Consider the following 17,670-nt stretch of genomic DNA (forward strand, 5'->3'; position numbering starts at 1 on the left):
GGTGAGCGACGCTATACGTGCGGATAGGCTGCAGCCTGTGATGAGTCACTGACACGTGGCGTGCCGGCCTTATAATGGCCGGCACCTGACGTAACGACTCGTGAAGCCGTATCCCGCATGCGAAGACAGGCCGCTCCAGGCATTCTGGCGCTGAGATGCCGCTATGCCGGCGCTGCCGTACTTGCGGCAGGCATCTTCGCCATCGACAGCTTCACCACGCTCGGCAGCGCCGTGGCGGTGCTCTACGTGCTCGTGCTGATCATCATCGGCGACACCGCCTCGGAACGGGCGATCCGCATCACCGCCGCCGCCTGCATCGGCCTCACCTTCTTCGGCTTCCTCTATGGCCACGGCCTGCACGGGCAGATCGACGCCACGCTGCGCCTGCTGTTCAGCCTCTCGGCGATCGTCGCCAGCGCCTTCATCGTGCTCAAGCGGCACGCCGACCAGCGCACCGTCGCCTCGCAGGCGGAACTCCTCGACGTCACCAGCGACGCCATCTTCCTTACCAATGACGCAGGCCGGGTGGTCTACTGGAACCACGGCGCCGAGGTGCTGTACGGCTGGACCTTCGACGAGGCTTGGGGGGAGGACCCGCACGCACTGCTCGCCACGCGTTACCCGCAGGCGGCGAGCGCCATCCGCGCCGCCCTCGCCGATACCGGCTCCTGGGAAGGCGAGCTCGCCCAGACGACGCGGGACGGGCGCATTCTGCAGGTGTTCAGCCGCTGGCGACGGCGCGCCGAGCTCGGCCGCCATACCGGCACCACGCTGGAGACCCATACCGACATCACCTTGCGCAAGGCGGCCGTCGAAGCGCTGCAGCACAGCGAGCAGCGCTTCCGCACCATCTTCGAGACGCTGGCGGTGGCGATCTGGGAGCACGATCTGCGCCCGGTCAAGGCGGCGCTCGATGCGGTGCGGGCGGAAGGCGTGGACGACCTTGCGTCCTATCTCGCCCGCCATCCCGAGGTGGTGCGCCGCATGCGCGCCAGCGTGCGCGTCACCGACGTGAACGGTACCGGGCTGAAGCTCATGGGGGTCTCGTCCAAGGACGAGTTCTTCACCCATCTCGACGAGTTCCTCGCCGACCCGGACGAGAACTTCACCGACTTCCTGCTGGCGCTGGATTCCGGCGCGTCGAACTTCGAAAGCGAGGCAACGATCCGCACCCGGCAAGGCGACCTCTTGCAGGTCATCGTCGCCTTCAATTTCCCGCCCGCCGACATGCTGGACCGCGTCCAGGCCAGCGTGCTCAACATCACCGAGCGCATCCGGGTGCAGGACGCGCTGCAGCGCACCCGCAGCCAGCTCGACCATGCCCTGCGCGCGGCCACCATCGGCGAGGTCTCCGCCTCCATCGCCCACGAGATCAACCAGCCGCTGGCCGCCATCGCCACCCACGCGGCCGCGGCCGGCCGGTGGATGGATCGCGACCCGCCCGACCTCACGGAGGTTCGCGCCTCGCTCGACGCGGCGGCGGCCGCCGCCCATCGGGCGTCGCAGGTCGTGCGGCGCGTGCGTTCGTTCATGACCAAGGTCGAGCCGGAACGGGTGCGGCTCGACGTCGACGCGCTGGTGGAGGAAGGCGTGCGGCTGGTGCACAACGAAATCACCGCCCATGGCGTCACGCTGACGGAGGCTCTGGACGCCGACGGCACCGAGGTGGCGGGCGACCGCATCATGCTCCAGCAGGTGCTCATCAACCTGATGACCAACGCCATCCAGGCGATGCAGGCCACGCCCGCCGGCGAGCGGCGGCTGGCGGTGCGCAGCTGGCGGGACGACGGCCGGATCGGCATCGAGGTGCGCAACACCGGGCCGGGCTTTTCCGACGAGGCGGCGCAGAAGGCGTTCGAGCCGTTCTTCACCACCAAGTCCAACGGCATGGGGCTCGGCCTCGCCATGTGCCGGACCATCGTCAACGCCCATGGCGGCGACATCCGCATCGAGGCGCCCGATGCGGACTGGGGCGGGCGGGTGTCGATCACGCTGCCGGCGGCGGCAGACGACTGAGCCGGTGGGGGCCGCGTATGGCGCGGAACGCGCCGCCGGAAGCCGCCGGTTCGGCGAGACCTCGGCCGGCTGATCCACCGCGGCGAGGTGCGGCGAGCTTCCCTCTCACTCCGCCGGGAAGCTCGCGCTCAGAGGCCTTCGCTCGCCGCCGCCGACCGCAGGCGATCCGACAACATGTCGATGAAAAGCCGCACCTTGGCCGGCACCAGCCGGCGCGTCGGGTACACCGCCCAGATGCCCAGCGGCTCCGGTTCGGCGTCGGCCAGCACCACCCGGCGCAGAGCGCCGCGCGCGAGGTCGGCGCGCACGTCCCAATCCGACAGATTGGCGATGCCGAGCCCGCCGCGGCAGGCTTCATGAATGGCGTCGATCGAATTGGCGGAGAACCGCCCGGCCACCTTCATGCGCCGCGTGGACGCGCCGGTGTGGAAGCTCCAATGCGGCGCGGTGCTCACCGTCAGGCATTCGTGCCGCGCGAGTTCGGCGAGGCTCGCCGGCACGCCCCGGCGGTCGAGATAATCGGGCGCGGCGACAAGCCGTCGCGGATTGTCGACAAGACGCCGGGCGACGAGGCTGCTGTCGTTGAGCATGGCGATGCGGATCGCAAGGTCGAGCCCCTCGGCAACGATGTCGACCAGGCTGTCCGTGAGCTGCAGGTCGACCTCGACCTGCGGATGCGCCGCCATGAACTCGACCACCAGCGGCGCCACCACCTGCCGGCCGAAGGCGAGCGAGGCGCTTAGCCGCAATAGCCCGCTCGCACCGGCGCCCCGGCCATGCACGCTGGCGAGCGCGGCGGCGCGCTCCTCGATCAGCGCCTCGGCATGCGGCAGGAAGGCGAGACCGTCGTCGGTCAGCGACAGCGACCGCGTCGTGCGGTGGACGAGGCGGACGCCGAGCTCCTTCTCCAGCCCGGCCAGCAGCCGCGTCGCGGCCATGGGCGACAGCCGCAGCCGGCGCGACGCCCCCGCCAGGCTTCCCGCCGACGCGGTTTCAACCAGCACGGCCAATGCCGAGAAATCCATTATAACGCAATCCAATATAATCGTGCATCAACGTAAGACAGTATATCGAGAAACGCGAGAGCTTATCTTCGACGCGACCGACATCGACCGTTCCCGCCGCGCGCAGATCGCGGTGACGCGAAGGAGACAGCATCATGACCACGCAGCAGAGCGTGCAGGAGGATGTGCACGAGAGCGCCGCTCTCGGCACCGGCACGATCTTCGCCATGGCGACCGCCGCGGGCGTCGCCGTCGCCAACATCTATTACAACCAGCCGATGCTCGCGATCATCGAGCGCGACCTGCCCGGCAGCCTCACCGTGGCGATCCCCACCGCGACCCAGCTCGGCTATGCCGTCGGCCTGTTCCTGCTGGTGCCGCTCGGTGACCTCGTGGAGCGGCGCCGGCTCATCGTCGCGCAATTCGTGATCCTGGCGGCCGCGCTGGTGCTGGCGGCGGTAGCGCCGAGCGGGCTGTTCATCGTGCTCGCCTCGCTGGCGGTCGGCCTGTCCGCCACCGTCGCCCAGCAGATCGTGCCGCTCGCCGCCCATCTCGCCGCGCCGGAGCGTCGCGGCGCCACGGTCGGCACCGTCATGGCCGGCGTGCTCGCCGGCATCCTGCTCAGCCGCACCCTCGCCGGCATCGTCGCCACCCATTATGGCTGGCGGGAGATGTTCTGGCTCGCAGTGCCGATGGCGCTGGCCGCCGCCGGCCTGATGGCGCTGACCCTGCCGCACAGCCGGCCGGATTCGACCATGAGCTATGGCCGGCTGCTGCAATCCATCGTGCATCTGTGGCGGGAATTCCCGGCATTGCGGCTGGCGGCGATGACGCAGGCCGCCCTGTTCGGCGCGTTCACCGTGTTCTGGACCATCCTCGCCTTCCGGCTGCAGGAGCCCCGCTTCGGCCTCGGCGCGGATATTGCCGGCCTGTTCGGCCTGGTCGGCGCGGTCGGCATCCTCGCCGCCCCGCTCGCCGGCCGTTTCGCCGACAAGCGCGGGGCCACCCAGGCGGTGATGCTCGGCGCGGCCGTCACCCTCGTCTCGTGGGTGGTGTTCGGCGTGTGGAGCTCGCTCGCCGGGCTGGTGGTCGGCGTGATCCTGCTCGATTTCGGCATTCAGAGCGCGTTGGTCTCCAACCAGCACATCGTGTTCTCGCTGCGCCCGGCCGCCCGCGCGCGCCTCAACACCGTGCTGATGGGAGCGATGTTCCTCGGCGGGGCCCTCGGCTCCGGTGCGGCGAGCCTCGCCTGGAGCGCCGGCGGCTGGACCGCGGTCAGCGCCCTCGGCATCGGCCTCGCCGCGGCGGCCACCGTGCTGCAGATCGCGGCGCTCGCCCGCCGCCGCGCCGCCTGACCGAAGCGCCGCCTGACCGAAGCATCGCAGCGCCTTTCGTTTCCACACGGCCGCGGTGAAGAAGTGGGTTCCGGCAAGCGCGCGCCTCCCCGCGGTGGCATGATCGGATGGAAATCGACAGTCCGCCCGCCCAATGGAAGGCAACCGAGACCATGCCTGCGCAAACATCTCCTGCCGGGGCTCCCGCCCCGGCCGCACCCGCCCCGGCGGGCGACGGCGCACCCTATTCGGTCGGCGCCAGCCTGCGGCGGCTGTTGATCCCGCTGGTCGCGATCCTCGCCGTCGGCGGCCTGCTGGTCTACGCCAACGGCCGCTGGGACCAGTGGGCGAGCGACCGGCCGCTGCAGAATACCGACGACGCCTATGTGCATGCCGACGTCTCGCTGCTCAGTGCGCGCATCAGCGGCAACGTGCTGAAGGTGCTGGTCGACGACTACCAGTCGGTGAAGGCCGGCCAGCCGCTCGTCGAGATCGACCCTGCCGACTATCAGGCCGCCCGCGATGCGGCGCAGGCCGCCGTCGAGGGTGCGCAGGCCGCCCTGGTCAACCTGCAGAACCAGGAATCCCTGCAACGGGCGGTGATCAACGAGGCCGAGGCCCAGCTCGTCTCCGCCCAGGCGGCGCAGACCGAAATGAGCGAGGAGTTCGACCGGCAGCAGACGCTGGTGAAGGGCGGCATTGCCGGCACCGAGCAGCGGTTGCAGCAGGCCACCGCCAACTTCGCCAAGGCCTCCGCCGACGTGCGCTCGGCCGAAGCGGCGATCGAGGCGCAGAAGCGCCAGCTCGACGTGCTGGTCGGCCAGGAAGGCACGCTGCGCGCCAGCCTCGACGCCGCCCGCGCCAATCTCAGGACCGCCGAGCTCAAGCTCGGCTACACCCAGGTCGCCGCGCCCTTCGACGGCGTCGTCGGCACCCGCCTGGTGCAGGTCGGCGACTATGTCACCGTCGGCACCAATCTCATCGCCGTCGTGCCCATCCCCGACGTCTATGTGATGGCGAACTTCAAGGAGACGCAGCTCACCCATGTCGCACCCGGCCAGCCCGTCGACATCACTATCGACAGCTTCCCCGGACAGGTCCTGCGCGGCCGGGTGGAGCGCATCTCCCCGGCGAGCGGCTCGGTCTTCGCCCTGCTGCCGCCGGACAACGCCACCGGCAATTTCACCAAGGTGGTGCAGCGCATCCCGGTGCGCATCGCCATCGAGCCCGGGCAGGCGCCGACCGGCCGGCTGCGCGCCGGCATGTCGGTAGAGGCGCGGATCCACACCGACGCGGCGGAGTGACCGATGGCCTCCGTCGCCGCAACACCAGCCGCTGCACCCCCGGCCGCCGCAACCCCGGCCGCCCCGATCCCGCCGGCCCAGGCCCGCCCCTACGGGCGGCCGGTCTTCGCGGCGGCGGCGGTGCTGCTCGGCTCCTTCCTCGTCGGCTTCGACACGCGGCTGTTCTCCATCGGCCTGCCGGACCTGCGCGGCGCCTTCCATCTCAGCTACGATCAGGGCGCCTGGCTCTCGACCATCGCCACCGCGCCGCAGATCTTCATCGCCCCCGCCGTGGCCTGGCTGGCGGCAACCTTCGGCGTCGGCCGGGTGCTGTTCTGGCCGAGCCTCGTCTATGCCGCCATCTCGATGGTCATCCCCGAGGTGCACAGCTGGGAGACGCTCGCCGTGCTGCACGGCCTGCGCGGCTTCCTGCTGGGGGTGTTCATCCCGGCGACCATCATGATCATCTTCCGCAACCTGCCGCTGAAATGGTGGGTGCCGGCTCTCGCCATCTACGCCTTCCGCCTCGCCTTCTCGCAAAGCGCCGGCGTCGCCATCGTCGGTTTCTACGAGCAATACCTCTCCTGGCAGTGGGTCTACTGGCAGGACGTGTTCCTCGCCCCGCTCATCGGCATATTGGTGCGCCTCGGCTCGCCGGTGGAGACGGTGGATGTCGGCCTGCTGGAACGGGCCGACTGGGGCGGCATGGCGCTGCTCGGCACCGGCTGGGCGCTGATCTATGTCGCGCTCGACCAGGGTAACCGGCTGGACTGGCTGGAATCCGGCTTCATCGTCACGCTGCTGGTCGCCGGCGCGATGCTGCTGTTCGGCTTCTCCCTCAACGAGATGCTGGTGAAGGCGCCCTGGGCCAGCCACCGGGTGATCGCCAAGCGCAACATCATCCTCGGCTTCGTCGCCATCCTGTGCTTCGACATCGCCAGCATGTCGAACAGTCTCCTGGTGCCGAACTTCCTCACCAATGTCGCCGGCCTGCGGCCGGAGGAGATCGGCGGGCCGATCTTCCTCGGCGTCGCCGTGCCGCTTCTGGTCGTCATGCCGCTGGCGGTGCTGATGATCCGCCTGTTCGACGCGCGCATCACGCTGCTGATCGGGTTCCTCGCCTTCGCGATCGCCGCGCATATGGGCACGCAGATCACCCATGAATGGTCGCCCTGGACCTTCTTCCCGATGCTGCTGATCCAGTCGGTCGGCCAGGGCTTCACCTTCCTCTCCGCCGTGGTGTACCTGCTCACCAATTCCGACCCGAAGCAGGCGACCGCGGTCGGCGCCTATATCCAGGTGCTGCGCCTCGGCGGCGCCGAGATGGGCATCAGCGTCATCACCACCTTCCTGCGCCACCGCGAGCAGTTGCATTCCTATCTGCTCGGGCTGCACATCTCCGGCTCCAGCCAGAATGTCTCGGATGCGCTGACGGGCTTCACCGCCCCCTTCGCGGATGCTGGCGGCTCGGCACAGACCGCCGGCGCGCGCGGCGTCGCCAGCCTCGCCGGGCTGGTGGCGCGGGAAGCCAACGTGCTGTCCTATATCGACGCGTTCCAGCTCTGCTACTGGAGCGCGCTGGCGGGCATGGTCGTGGTCGCCCTGCTGGGGCAGGCCCCGCGCGGGCCGCTCAGCCCGCGCTATTATTGGGGATGAGGTCCGGCCGGCGTCACCCGAGCGAGGCGCCGAGCCGCTTGCCATACTCCACCACCGCACGGCCGTGCTCCAGCCGCCGTTGCTCGTAATCCGCCAGGGCCGCCGGCAGGTCCGCATGCGCCGCCAGCGCGTCGCGCAGGGCGAACACGTCGCCCGCCACCTTGGCGACACCCATCGCCGTATGCGGGCGGGCGACGAAGGCCGCATCGCCGATCAGTGCGATACGCCCCTCCACCATGCGCGGGGCGGCATAATCGAAGATCGCCTGCACGAAGGGGCGCGGCTCGGCCGCCACCGCCGCAGCGAATTGCGGCGGCAGCCGGCGCCCGGCCTCCTCGCGCAGGGCGGCGACCGCCGCCGGCCTCATCTGTCCCGGCGCCAGCGAGAAATCATGGCGTCCGCCGCCGGCATCGGTCAGCACCTCGACGAGTTCGTCGGGCGAATGGCGCCGGTACCAGACCCAGTTGTAGCGACGCCGTCCCGGCTCGATCGCCCCGTCCGGCCCGGCGACCAGATAGCCGAGAATGTGCGAATGCGGCATCTCGTAGAAGGCGAAGCGCTCGAACAGCGTCGCCGCGGCCGCCTGCGGCACCGCCGCTTCCGGCACCAGCCCGCGCCAGGCGACATAGCCGGCATAGGCGGGACGCGACTGCGGGCCGGCAACCAGCCCGCGCAGCGTCGAGCCGAGCCCGTCGGCGCCGATCACCAGATCCGCCCCCTCCGTGCCGCCATCGGCGAAATGCACGAGGACGCCTTGTGCATCCCGACTGACACCCGCCACGGCGCGGCCGCCGACATAGCGGCCCGCCGGCACGCGCTCGCGGAAGGTGCGGAACAGCCGGTCCCAGGAAAGCTGCGTCTGCGGGCTGTCCTGGCGGTGGTCGATCCCACCCTCCCGGCCCAGATAGATACGCTCATGCGCCACCACGCCGAATCGCGCGACATGCTCGACGCCGGCCTCGCGCAGCATGGCGAACACCTCGCGCTGGGCGACGAGCCCGGCACCGCGCCCTTCGAGCCCCGAGGTCGAGCGCTCATGGACGGTCACGTCGTGACCGTCCCGGTGCAGCAGTTCCGCGGCGAACAGTCCGCCGACGGAACCGCCGGCGACGATGATGCGCATCGGCATCGGTTTTCCTTTCAGGTGGGGGCCGGTGCCCACCGACGGGCGAACCGCGCGCGCAGGGCATCGAGATAGAGATAGATCACCGGCGTGGTGTAGAGCGTGAGCACCTGGCTGACCGCGAGCCCGCCGACGATGGCGTAGCCGAGCGGCTGGCGCAGTTCCGAGCCGGTGCCATGCCCGATCATCAGCGGCACGCCGGCAAGCAGTGCCGCCATGGTGGTCATCAGGATCGGGCGGAACCGCAGCAGACAGGCCTCGCGGATGGCGTCATGCGCCGACATGCCCTCGCCGCGTTCGCGCTCGATGGCGAAGTCGACGATCATGATGCCGTTCTTCTTCACGATGCCGATCAGCAGGATCACCCCGATCAGGGCGATGATCGAGAAGTCGAAGCCGAACGCCCACAGCACGGCGAGCGCCCCCAGCCCGGCGGAAGGCAGCGTCGACAGGATGGTCAGCGGGTGGACATAGCTCTCATAGAGCACGCCGAGGATGACGTAGATCACCAGCAGCGCCGCCGCGACCAGAGCCGGCTCGCTCGCCAGCGAGGCCTGGAACGCCTGTGCATTGCCCTGGAACGCTCCCGTCAGCGTCGCCGGCTTGCCGATTTCCGTCTCCGCCCGATGGATCGCCGCCACCGCGTCGCCCAGCGCGACGCCGGGCGCGAGGTTGAAGGACAGCGTCACCGACGGGAATTGCGACTGGTGGTTGATCGACAGGAAGCTCGTCGGCTCGCTGGTCCATTTCGCCAGCACCGAGAGCGGCACTTTCGCGCCGGTCAACGGCGAGGTCAGGTAGATCCCGTCCAGCGCTCGCGGCGCGTTCTGCAGCTCCGGCAGCACTTCGAGAATGACATGGTAGGAGTTCAGCTGGGTGAAATATTGCGTCACCTGCCGCTGGCCGAAGGCGTCGTAGAGCGTGTTGTCGATATCGGCCGGACTGATCCCGAGCCGTGCCGCCTGGTCGCGGTCGATGGTGAGCGTCAGCGTCGCCCCGCCGGCCTGCTGGTCGCTGGCGAGGCTGGCGAGCTGCGGCAGCGTCTTCAGCTTCGCCAGCAGCTTCGGCGCCCACGCGTTCAGTTCGTCGATATTGCCGTCCTGCAGCGTGTACTGGAACTGGGTGCGCGAGGCGCGCTCGCCGACGTTGAGATCCTGCGCCGCCTGCAGGAACAGCGCCGCGCCCTCCACCTTGGCGAGCTTCGCCTGCAGCCGGTCGATGACCTGGAAGGCCGAGGCGGTACGCTGCTCGCGCGGCTTCAGGGCGATGAACATGCGGCCATTGTTCATGGTCTGGCCGGCCCCGGCGCCGACCGCCATGCTCACCGTGGCGACATCCCTGTCGGCCGAGACGATCCCGCCGAGTTCGAGCTGGTGCCGGACCATGTCCTCGAACGAGATGTCCTGCGCCGCTTCCGACACGCCGATGATCAGCCCGGTATCCTGCAAGGGGAAGAAGCCCTTGGGAATGGCGTAGAACAGCCCACCTGTGGCCACCAGCGCCGCGAAGAAGGCGGCGAGCGTGAGGCGGTGATGCTTCAGCGCCGCATCGAGGGTCACCCGGTAGAAGCCGAGCAGCGCCTCGAATCCGGCTTCCGACCGGCGGTAGAGCCGGCCATGCGCGGTCTCGCCCCTCGGCTTGAGGAACAGCGCGCACAGCATCGGGGTGAGCGCCAGCGAGACGAAGGCGGACATGGCGATGGTGATCGTCACCGTGATCGCGAATTCGCGAAACAGCCGGCCGACCAGCCCGCCCATCAGCAGCAGCGGGATGAACACCGCCACCAGCGACAGGCTGATCGACAGGATGGTGAAGCCGATCTCCGCCGAGCCGTCGAGCGCCGCCTGCAGCGGCGTCTTGCCCATCTCCAGATGGCGCTCGATGTTCTCCAGCATGACGATGGCATCGTCGACCACGAAGCCGACCGCGATGCTCAGCCCCATCAGCGACAGGTTGTCGAGGCTGTAGCCGAGGCCATACATGGCGCTGAAGGTGCCGACCACGGCGAGCGGCACCGCCACGCTCGGGATCAGCGTCGCCGTCAGGCTGCGCAGGAAAACGAAGATCACCGCCACCACCAGCAGGACGGTGATGACGAGCGTCTTCTCCACGTCCTCGACCGAGGCGCGGATGGTGCCGGTGCGATCGCTCATGATCGTCACCTCGACGCCGCCGGGCGCCGAGGCGGTCAGCACCGGCAGCTGCGCCTTGATGGCGTCCACGGTGGCGATGACATTGGCGCCCGGCAGCTTGAACACCGGCAGCACGATCGCCTGCTCGCCATTCGCCCAGGCGGCGAGCTGGGAATTCTCCGGCGCGTCCACCGCGGTGCCGATATCGCGCACCCGTACCGGCGCGCCGTCGCGCCAGGCGAGGATCGCATCCCGCCACGGCGCGGCGGCGTCGAGCTGGTCATTGTCGGACAGGGTGTAGGTGCGGCGCCTGCCCTGCACGGTACCCTTCGGGTCGTTCACCGTGTTGGAAACGATGGCTTGCCGCAGCGCCTCCAGCGACAGGCCGAGATTGGCGACCTTCGACGGATCGACCTGGATGCGGACGGACGGCTTCTGCTGGCCCAGCACCAGCACCTGACCGACGCCGTCGATCTGGCTGATATGCTGCTCCAGCACGTTCTCCGCATAGTCGTCGACCGCGGTGATCGGCAGGCTGCGCGAGGTCAGCGCCAGCAGGAGGATCGGCGGGTCGGCCGGATTGACCTTGCGATAGGTCGGCGGCGCCGGCAGGTTGGTCGGCAGCTGGCCGCCGGCGGCGTTGATCGCCGTCTGCACGTCCTGCGCGGCGCCATTGATATCGATGTCGAGATTGAATTGCAGGGTGATCGACGAGTTGCCCAGCGTCGAGATCGAGGTCATCTGCGCCACGCCGGGAATCTCGCCGAACTGGCGCTCCAGCGGCTGGGTCACCGACGAGGCGATGATCTCCGGGCTGGCGCCCGGCAGCTGCGTCGAGACCTGCAAGGTCGGGAAATCGACCTGCGGCAGCGGCGCCACCGGCAGGCGCGGAAACGACACCACGCCGAGCGCCAGCAGCCCCGCCATCAACAGCGAGGTGCCGATCGGGTGGCGGATGAACCAGGAGGAGAGCGACATGGCGTTCAGCCTCCGGTCCGGTCGGGTTGGAAGGGTACTGGCGCCACGGTCGCGCCGGAGGCGAGGCGGTACTGGCCGCGCACCACCACGGTCTGGCCGATATCGAGGCCGCTCGCGATCACCGCGACGCCGTCGGCGATCGGGCCGGTGGTAACCGGGGCAATCGTCACCGTCCGGTCCGCCGCCATGACGAAGACGAATTCACCCGCCGGACCGCGCTGCACCGCATCGGCCGGCACCGTCGCCACGCCGGGCAGCGTCGCCACCCGCAGCTTCACCTCGACGAACTGACCCGGCCACAGCGCGTCGTCGCGATTGGCGAATACCGATTTCAGCTGCAGCGTGCCACTTTGCGGGTCGATCTTGTTGTCCATCAGCTCGACCGTCCCGGTGTCGAGCACCTGCCCGCCCTCGCGCGAGATCGCCTGCGCCTGCGCCGGGCCCTTGGCGAGCGCGGCGCGGATCGCCGGCACGTCGGCCTGCGGCAGGGTGGAGATCACCGCGATCGGGTGCAGCTGGTTGATCACCACCAGGCCGCCGGCGTCGGTCGCATGAACGATGTTGCCCTCGTCGACGAGGCGCAGCCCGGCCCGCCCGTCGATCGGCGCGGTGATGCGCGTATAGGAAAGCTGCGTCTGCGCCGTGCTGATCATCGCGTCGTCCTGCGCGATCTGCGCCTGCAGCTGCGCCACCGTGCTGCGCTGGGTGTCGACGGTCTGCGCGCTGGCGAAGTCGCTCCTGCCGAGCTCGGAATCGCGCTGAAGGATCGATTGCGCATTGGCGAGCGAGGCGGTGTCCTGCGCCAGCCGCGCCCTGGCCTGTTGCAGCGCCGCCTCATAGGTGCGCGGGTCGATCACCGCGAGCAGGTCGCCCTGCCTTATGTCCTGTCCTTCCCTGAACAGCACCTGCTGCAATTGCCCGTCGACGCGCGAGCGTACCGTCACGCTGTTGAAGGGCTGCACCGTGCCGATGCCGGTGAGAGTGACCGGCACGTCCCACCGCTCGACCCTCGCCACCTCGACAGGGATCGGCACGGGAGCCGGCTGCGGCGCGGGCGCCTGGCCGCCGGCAGTCCACATTCCGTAGCCCGCGGCGCCGGCGAGCAGAACCGCGGCGATCGCGGTCCCGCGTGCGCGATAGATGGTCGGCATCGGCGCGGCCCTCCGGGGCAATGAAACGAGGCTCCCCTAGTGCGCGCGATCCGCGTCGTTTTCTTTCCGGAACGCCTCCCTGCGTGCCGGTCCGCCGGGCTGGGCTCCACCGGAGGCATACCTAGGTATGGGCCCGGCAAACTCTTCATATAGCCGGCGAAACCCACGTAGAATGGAGGGAATTTCCCGCTCACCTATTCTTTTGCCATCGCCAGCCGATACCTGGACCCGTCCAAGATACGGCGATGGAAAGTCTTCGTTCGATCCGGGAAGCAGTTCTCCGGTCGGAAGCGGGACAGGCATCGCCGGGACGACAGATATCGGTTCCGTTCAACTCCACAAACCAAGGAGTTTCGGCCATGTCGTTCCATGTCGCCCCGCCCTTCGAGGGCATCGCTACCCGCACCCACGCCACCGAGATGCTGTCCGTGCCGTTCAAGGGCTCGCGGGACATGGCTCGCGCCATGCCGGGCGAGCAGCCGGGCCGGGCCGCGTCCGACACGCTGTCGCTCCATCTCGACCACATGAACCTCGTCCTCGCCATTTCGGCGGCGAGCCCGCTTCCCTCCGCCGGCCTCCCGCTCGTCGCCCCGGACGCGGTGCAGGATGCGGACGGCACCATCCACCTTCAGGTGCCGGGCGACCGCCTGCCGCCCTCGTTCAGCCTCGCAGCCGGCACCCCTGCCTCATTTGCCGACGACCCGGTCGTCCAGCAGCTGTCGCGCGCCCTCGAGGCGGCCGAGCAGAGCCGCGAGAGCTTCCACGGCGTCTATGCCGATGCGCTTCGCCTCGCCATCGTCACCCGCATGCTCAGCGTCGGCCGGACGACGGAGATCGCCCCGGCCCGCGTCCCCGAACCGGAAGTCGCGCCGCAGCCGCGCCGCCCGAAGTCGGGCCTGCCCAAGTGGCGGCTGAAGAAGGTCGTCGCCTATATCGACGAGAACCTCGGCGAAAGCGTCTCCCTCGCCGGCATGGCGGATGCCGCCGGGCTGAGCCGCATGCACTTCGCCGCCCAGTTCCGCGCCACCACCGGCCTGCGCCCGCACGAGTTCCTGCTGCGCCGGCGCGTGGAGCGCGCCCAGGCGCTGATGCTGGAGACCCGGGATTCGCTGGTGGCCATCGCCCTCGATGTCGGCTTCCAGACCCAGGCCCACTTCACCACCGTGTTCCGCCGCTTCGTCGGCGACACCCCGCACCAGTGGCGCGGCGCCAATCGCTGCCGCAGCTGATCCCTCCCGCCTTCCCACGCGCCGCACGACAGGAGCCTCGCCATGGGCATCGCCAGGTCCATCCGCCCCTATCACAGCCCCGCCGGCGGCTGGGGCGCCCTCAAGGCCATGGGAATGGCGCTCGCCGAACAGGACATCGCCCTGTCGGGAATGGAGACGCTCTCGCGGATGAACCAGCCGGGCGGCTTCGATTGCCCGGGCTGCGGCTGGACCGATCCCAGGCACACCTCGCCGTTCGAATATTGCGAGAACGGCGGCAAGGCGGTGGCCTGGGAGGCGACCGCCAAGCGCTGCACGCCCGAGTTCTTCGCCGCCCACACGGTGAGCGAGCTCGCCGGGCTCAGCGACTTCGAGCTGGAGATGGAGGGCCGCCTCACCCACCCGATGCGCTACGATCAGGTCGGCGACAAATACGAGCCGGTGAGCTGGGAACAGGCCTTCGCCCTCATCGCCCGCCATCTCAACGCGCTGCCCGACCCGAACATGGCGGAGTTCTACACCTCCGGCCGCGCCTCCAACGAGGCGGCGTTCCTCTACCAGCTGTTCGCCCGCGAGTTCGGCACCAATAATTTCCCCGATTGCTCCAACATGTGCCACGAGGCCACCAGCGTCGGCCTGCCGCAATCGATCGGCGTCGGCAAGGGCACGGTGCTGCTCGACGATTTCGAAAAGGCCGACGGCATCTTCATCTTCGGCCAGAACCCCGGCACCAACTCGCCGCGCATGATGACCGATCTGCGCAACGCCTCGCGGCGCGGCGCCACCATCATGTCGTTCAACCCGTTCCGCGAGCGGGCGCTGGAGCGCTTCCAGGCTCCGCAGAACCCCATCGAGATGGCGACGCTCACCTCGACGCCGATCTCCTCGCGCCTTTACCAAGTGAAGGTCGGCGGCGATGTCGCGCTGATCAAGGGCCTGATGAAGCACCTTGTCGAGGCGGACGAGACCGCCCGCCGCGAGCAACGCGGCCCGGTGCTCGACTGGGACTTCATCCGCGGCCACACCACGGGCGTCGACGCCCTGATCGCCGACCTGAAGGCGACGGACTGGCCGGCCATCGAGCGCAGGTCCGGCCTCTCGCAGGCCGACATCGCCGAGGCTGCCACCGCCTATATGAACGCCGGGCGGGCGATCATCGTCTATGGCATGGGCATCACCCAGCACCGCCACGGGGCGAAGAACGTCCAGCAGCTCGCCAATCTGGCGCTGATGCGCGGCAATGTGGGGCGCGAGGGCGCCGGCATCTGCCCGGTGCGTGGCCATTCCAACGTGCAGGGCGACCGCACCGTCGGCATCACCGAGGTCCCGAGCGCCGAATTCCTCGACCGGCTTAAGGCCCGGTTCGACTTCGAGCCGCCGCGTGCATGGGGCCACAACGTCGTCACCGCGCTGGAGGCCATGCTGCGCGGCGAGGCGAAGGTGTTCATCGGCCTGGGCGGCAATTTCGCCGCCGCCATGCCCGACTGGCAGCTGACGCAGGAGGCGATGCGCGGGCTCGACCTCACCGTCCATATCTCCACCAAGCTCAACCGCAGCCATCTGGTCCACGGCCGCGACGCGCTGATCCTGCCCTGCCTCGGACGCACCGAGCTCGATCGGCAGGCGACCGGCCCACAGGCGGTGACGGTGGAGGATTCCATGTCGATGGTGCACGCCTCGCGCGGCCATAACCCGCCGGCCTCCGACGAGCTCAGGAGCGAGCCGGCGATCATTGCCGGCATGGCGCGGGCGACGCTCGGCGCGCGCTCGAAGGTCGCCTGGGAAAAGCTGATCGGCGACTATGCGCTGATCCGCGAGGACATCGAGGCGGTGTTCCCGATCTTCCAGGGCTACAATGCCCGCATCGAGGTGCCGAGCGGCTTCCATCTCACCTCGCTCGCCCGCGAGCGCATCTGGGCGACCGCATCGGGCAAGGCCAATTTCCTGGTCTGCAAAGGTCTCTGCGAAGACCCCGACGTCACCGATCCCGAGGCGCTGTGGCTGACCACGGTGCGCAGCCACGACCAGTACAACACCACGCTCTACTCGCTGTCCGACCGCTATCGCGGCGTTTACGGCCAGCGCGACGTCATCTTCCTCAACGAGATCGAGATGGCCCGGCGCGGCCTCAAGGCCGACGACCGCGTCGACATCGTCACCCTCTCCACCGATGGCGTCGAGCGGGCGGTGCGCGGCTTCCGCGTGGTGCCCTACGCGTTCCCGGAGGGCGGATGCGCCGCCTACTACCCCGAGACCAATCCGCTCGTGCCGCTCTACGCGCACGATCCGATGAGCTTCACCCCCTCCTCGAAGGGCGTGCCGGTCCGCCTGGTGAAGGCCGCCTCCGGCAGGGGAGCGCGCTGACCATGGACGCGGTCCAGCTCGCCCGTCTGCAATTCGCCTTCACCATCGGCTTCCACATCCTGTGGCCGACCTTCACCATCGGCATCGCCTGGTTCGTCACCTGGCTCGCCGGCCTGTGGTGGCGCACCGGCAATCCGGTCTATCGCGACCTGATGCGCTTCTGGATGCGCATCTTCGCCCTCGGCTTCGGCATGGGCGTGATCACCGGCATCGTGCTCAGCTACGAGATCGGCACCAACTGGGCCGGTTTCTCGCGCTCGGTGTCGAACGTGCTCGGCCCGATGTTCCTCTACGAGACGCTGACCGCCTTCTTCCTGGAGGCCGGCTTCATCGGCATCATGCTGTTCGGCGAGGGCCGGATCAGCAGGGGCATGCATTTCTTCGCCTGCCTGATGGTGTCGTCCGGCGCGCTGTTCAGCGCCACCTGGATCATCGCCGCCAACAGCTGGATGCAGACGCCGGCCGGCGCCCTCGCCGACGCGCAGGACATCTACCACGTCACCGACTGGGCGGACGCGATCTTCACCGCCTCCTTCCCCTATCGCCTCGCCCACATGGTGTGCGCGAGCTTCCTCACCGGCTCCTTCGTGGTGGCGGGCGTCTCGGCCTTCCACCTCTGGCGCCGCCAGCATCTCGCCGCCTCGCGCACCGCCTTCTCCATGGCGATGTGGATGGCGCTGATCCTCACGCCCACCCAGATCCTCATCGGCGACATACACGGCCGCAACACGCTGGAACACCAGCCGACCAAGCTCGCGGCGATGGAGGGGCTGTGGGATACCACCAGGGGGCCGGCGATGACGGTCATCGCCTGGCCGGACATGGAACGGCAGCGCAATCTCTACGCGCTCGACATCCCGCATCTCGCCAGCCTCTATCTCACCCATAGCTGGGATGGCGAAGTGCAGGGCCTGAAAGCCGTGCCGCCGGCCGACCAGCCCAATGTGCCGGTGGTGTTCTTCGCCTTCCGCATCATGGTCGGCATCGGCATGGCGCTGCTCGCGACCGCCATCACCGGCTTCATCCTGCGCCTGCGTGGCCGGCTGTTCCATGCCCGCTGGTTCCAGCTCCTCGCCATGGCGGTGACGCCGCTCGGCTTCATCGCCGTGCTGGCCGGCTGGACGGTGACCGAGGCCGGTCGCCAGCCCTGGGTCATCTACGGCGCGCTACGCACCGCCGACGCCGCGGCGCCGGTGACCGCCGGAGCGGTGACGACCAGCCTGCTTATCTTCTTCGCCGTCTACAACCTGCTGCTGCTCGCCTTCTTCTGGTTCGCCGCCCGTGTCGCGCTGAAGGGGCCGGCCGACAGCTCGCCGCCGACCCGCCAGCATCCCGGCCTCGACCGAACCAATGCCGGGCTCTTCGCGGCCGGCACCATCGCTTCGCCGGCGCGCGGCGCGCAGATCACCGGAGCCTGAACC

The 17,670-nt window shown here is 69.2% G+C and carries 11 protein-coding genes; 7 read left to right on the plus strand and 4 right to left on the minus strand.

Annotated features, from left to right (window positions below; all coding sequences use genetic code 11):
* Nucleotides 1-117 precede the first annotated feature (117 nt).
* On the plus strand, nt 118-2,016 hold the full coding sequence (locus AC1RU4_RS22145; protein ID WP_492893313.1) for a PAS domain-containing sensor histidine kinase: 1,899 nt from the start codon (nt 118-120) through the stop codon (nt 2,014-2,016).
* Nucleotides 2,017-2,144: 128 nt separating this feature from the next.
* Here the strand turns inward: AC1RU4_RS22145 and AC1RU4_RS22150 are convergent, their stop codons facing one another.
* Nucleotides 2,145-3,041 carry a LysR family transcriptional regulator gene (locus AC1RU4_RS22150; RefSeq protein ID WP_492893314.1) on the minus strand — a complete coding sequence of 299 codons (897 nt, stop codon included), beginning with the start codon at nt 3,039-3,041 and terminating at the stop codon, nt 2,145-2,147.
* A gap of 134 nt (nt 3,042-3,175) precedes the next feature.
* On the opposite strand from AC1RU4_RS22150, the gene AC1RU4_RS22155 reads away from it, so the two are divergent.
* The 3 genes from AC1RU4_RS22155 to AC1RU4_RS22165 all read left to right on the plus strand — a co-directional run bounded on the left by AC1RU4_RS22155 (nt 3,176) and on the right by AC1RU4_RS22165 (nt 7,293).
* A complete protein-coding gene (locus AC1RU4_RS22155; protein WP_492893315.1) occupies nt 3,176-4,375 on the plus strand; it encodes an MFS transporter in 1,200 nt (399 codons plus the stop codon).
* A gap of 152 nt (nt 4,376-4,527) precedes the next feature.
* A complete protein-coding gene (locus tag AC1RU4_RS22160; protein ID WP_492893316.1) occupies nt 4,528-5,658 on the plus strand; it encodes an HlyD family secretion protein in 1,131 nt (376 codons plus the stop codon).
* A 3-nt stretch (nt 5,659-5,661) separates the two neighbouring features.
* Nucleotides 5,662-7,293 carry an MFS transporter gene (locus tag AC1RU4_RS22165; protein ID WP_492893317.1) on the plus strand — a complete coding sequence of 544 codons (1,632 nt, stop codon included), beginning with the start codon at nt 5,662-5,664 and terminating at the stop codon, nt 7,291-7,293.
* Between the two features lie 13 nt (nt 7,294-7,306).
* Here AC1RU4_RS22165 and AC1RU4_RS22170 read toward each other — a convergent pair whose 3' ends face one another.
* The 3 genes from AC1RU4_RS22170 to AC1RU4_RS22180 are packed head-to-tail and all read right to left on the minus strand — an operon-like array spanning nt 7,307 to nt 12,677.
* The gene (locus AC1RU4_RS22170) at nt 7,307-8,422 is read right to left on the minus strand and encodes an FAD binding domain-containing protein (protein WP_492893318.1); all 1,116 of its coding nucleotides are present in this window, start codon (nt 8,420-8,422) and stop codon (nt 7,307-7,309) included.
* 11 nt (nt 8,423-8,433) lie between these two features.
* On the minus strand, nt 8,434-11,526 hold the full coding sequence (locus AC1RU4_RS22175) for an efflux RND transporter permease subunit (protein ID WP_492893319.1): 3,093 nt from the start codon (nt 11,524-11,526) through the stop codon (nt 8,434-8,436).
* A gap of 5 nt (nt 11,527-11,531) precedes the next feature.
* Nucleotides 11,532-12,677, minus strand: coding sequence for an efflux RND transporter periplasmic adaptor subunit (locus AC1RU4_RS22180; RefSeq protein WP_492893320.1), 1,146 nt, complete (start codon nt 12,675-12,677; stop codon nt 11,532-11,534).
* A gap of 359 nt (nt 12,678-13,036) precedes the next feature.
* Between AC1RU4_RS22180 and AC1RU4_RS22185 the strand changes: the two genes are divergently transcribed.
* From AC1RU4_RS22185 to AC1RU4_RS22195, 3 genes are read left to right on the plus strand one after another with little or no spacing between them, the layout of a single operon-like run.
* Entirely contained in the window at nt 13,037-13,906 is an 870-nt protein-coding gene (locus tag AC1RU4_RS22185) for a helix-turn-helix domain-containing protein (RefSeq protein WP_492893321.1), read from the plus strand.
* A gap of 42 nt (nt 13,907-13,948) precedes the next feature.
* Nucleotides 13,949-16,249, plus strand: coding sequence for an FdhF/YdeP family oxidoreductase (locus AC1RU4_RS22190; protein WP_492893322.1), 2,301 nt, complete (start codon nt 13,949-13,951; stop codon nt 16,247-16,249).
* Nucleotides 16,250-16,251: 2 nt separating this feature from the next.
* On the plus strand, nt 16,252-17,667 hold the full coding sequence (locus AC1RU4_RS22195) for a cytochrome ubiquinol oxidase subunit I (RefSeq protein WP_492893323.1): 1,416 nt from the start codon (nt 16,252-16,254) through the stop codon (nt 17,665-17,667).
* The last annotated feature ends 3 nt before the right edge of the window (nt 17,668-17,670 follow it).

This window comes from Ancylobacter sp. GW821-FHT10E12, assembly GCF_058809335.1.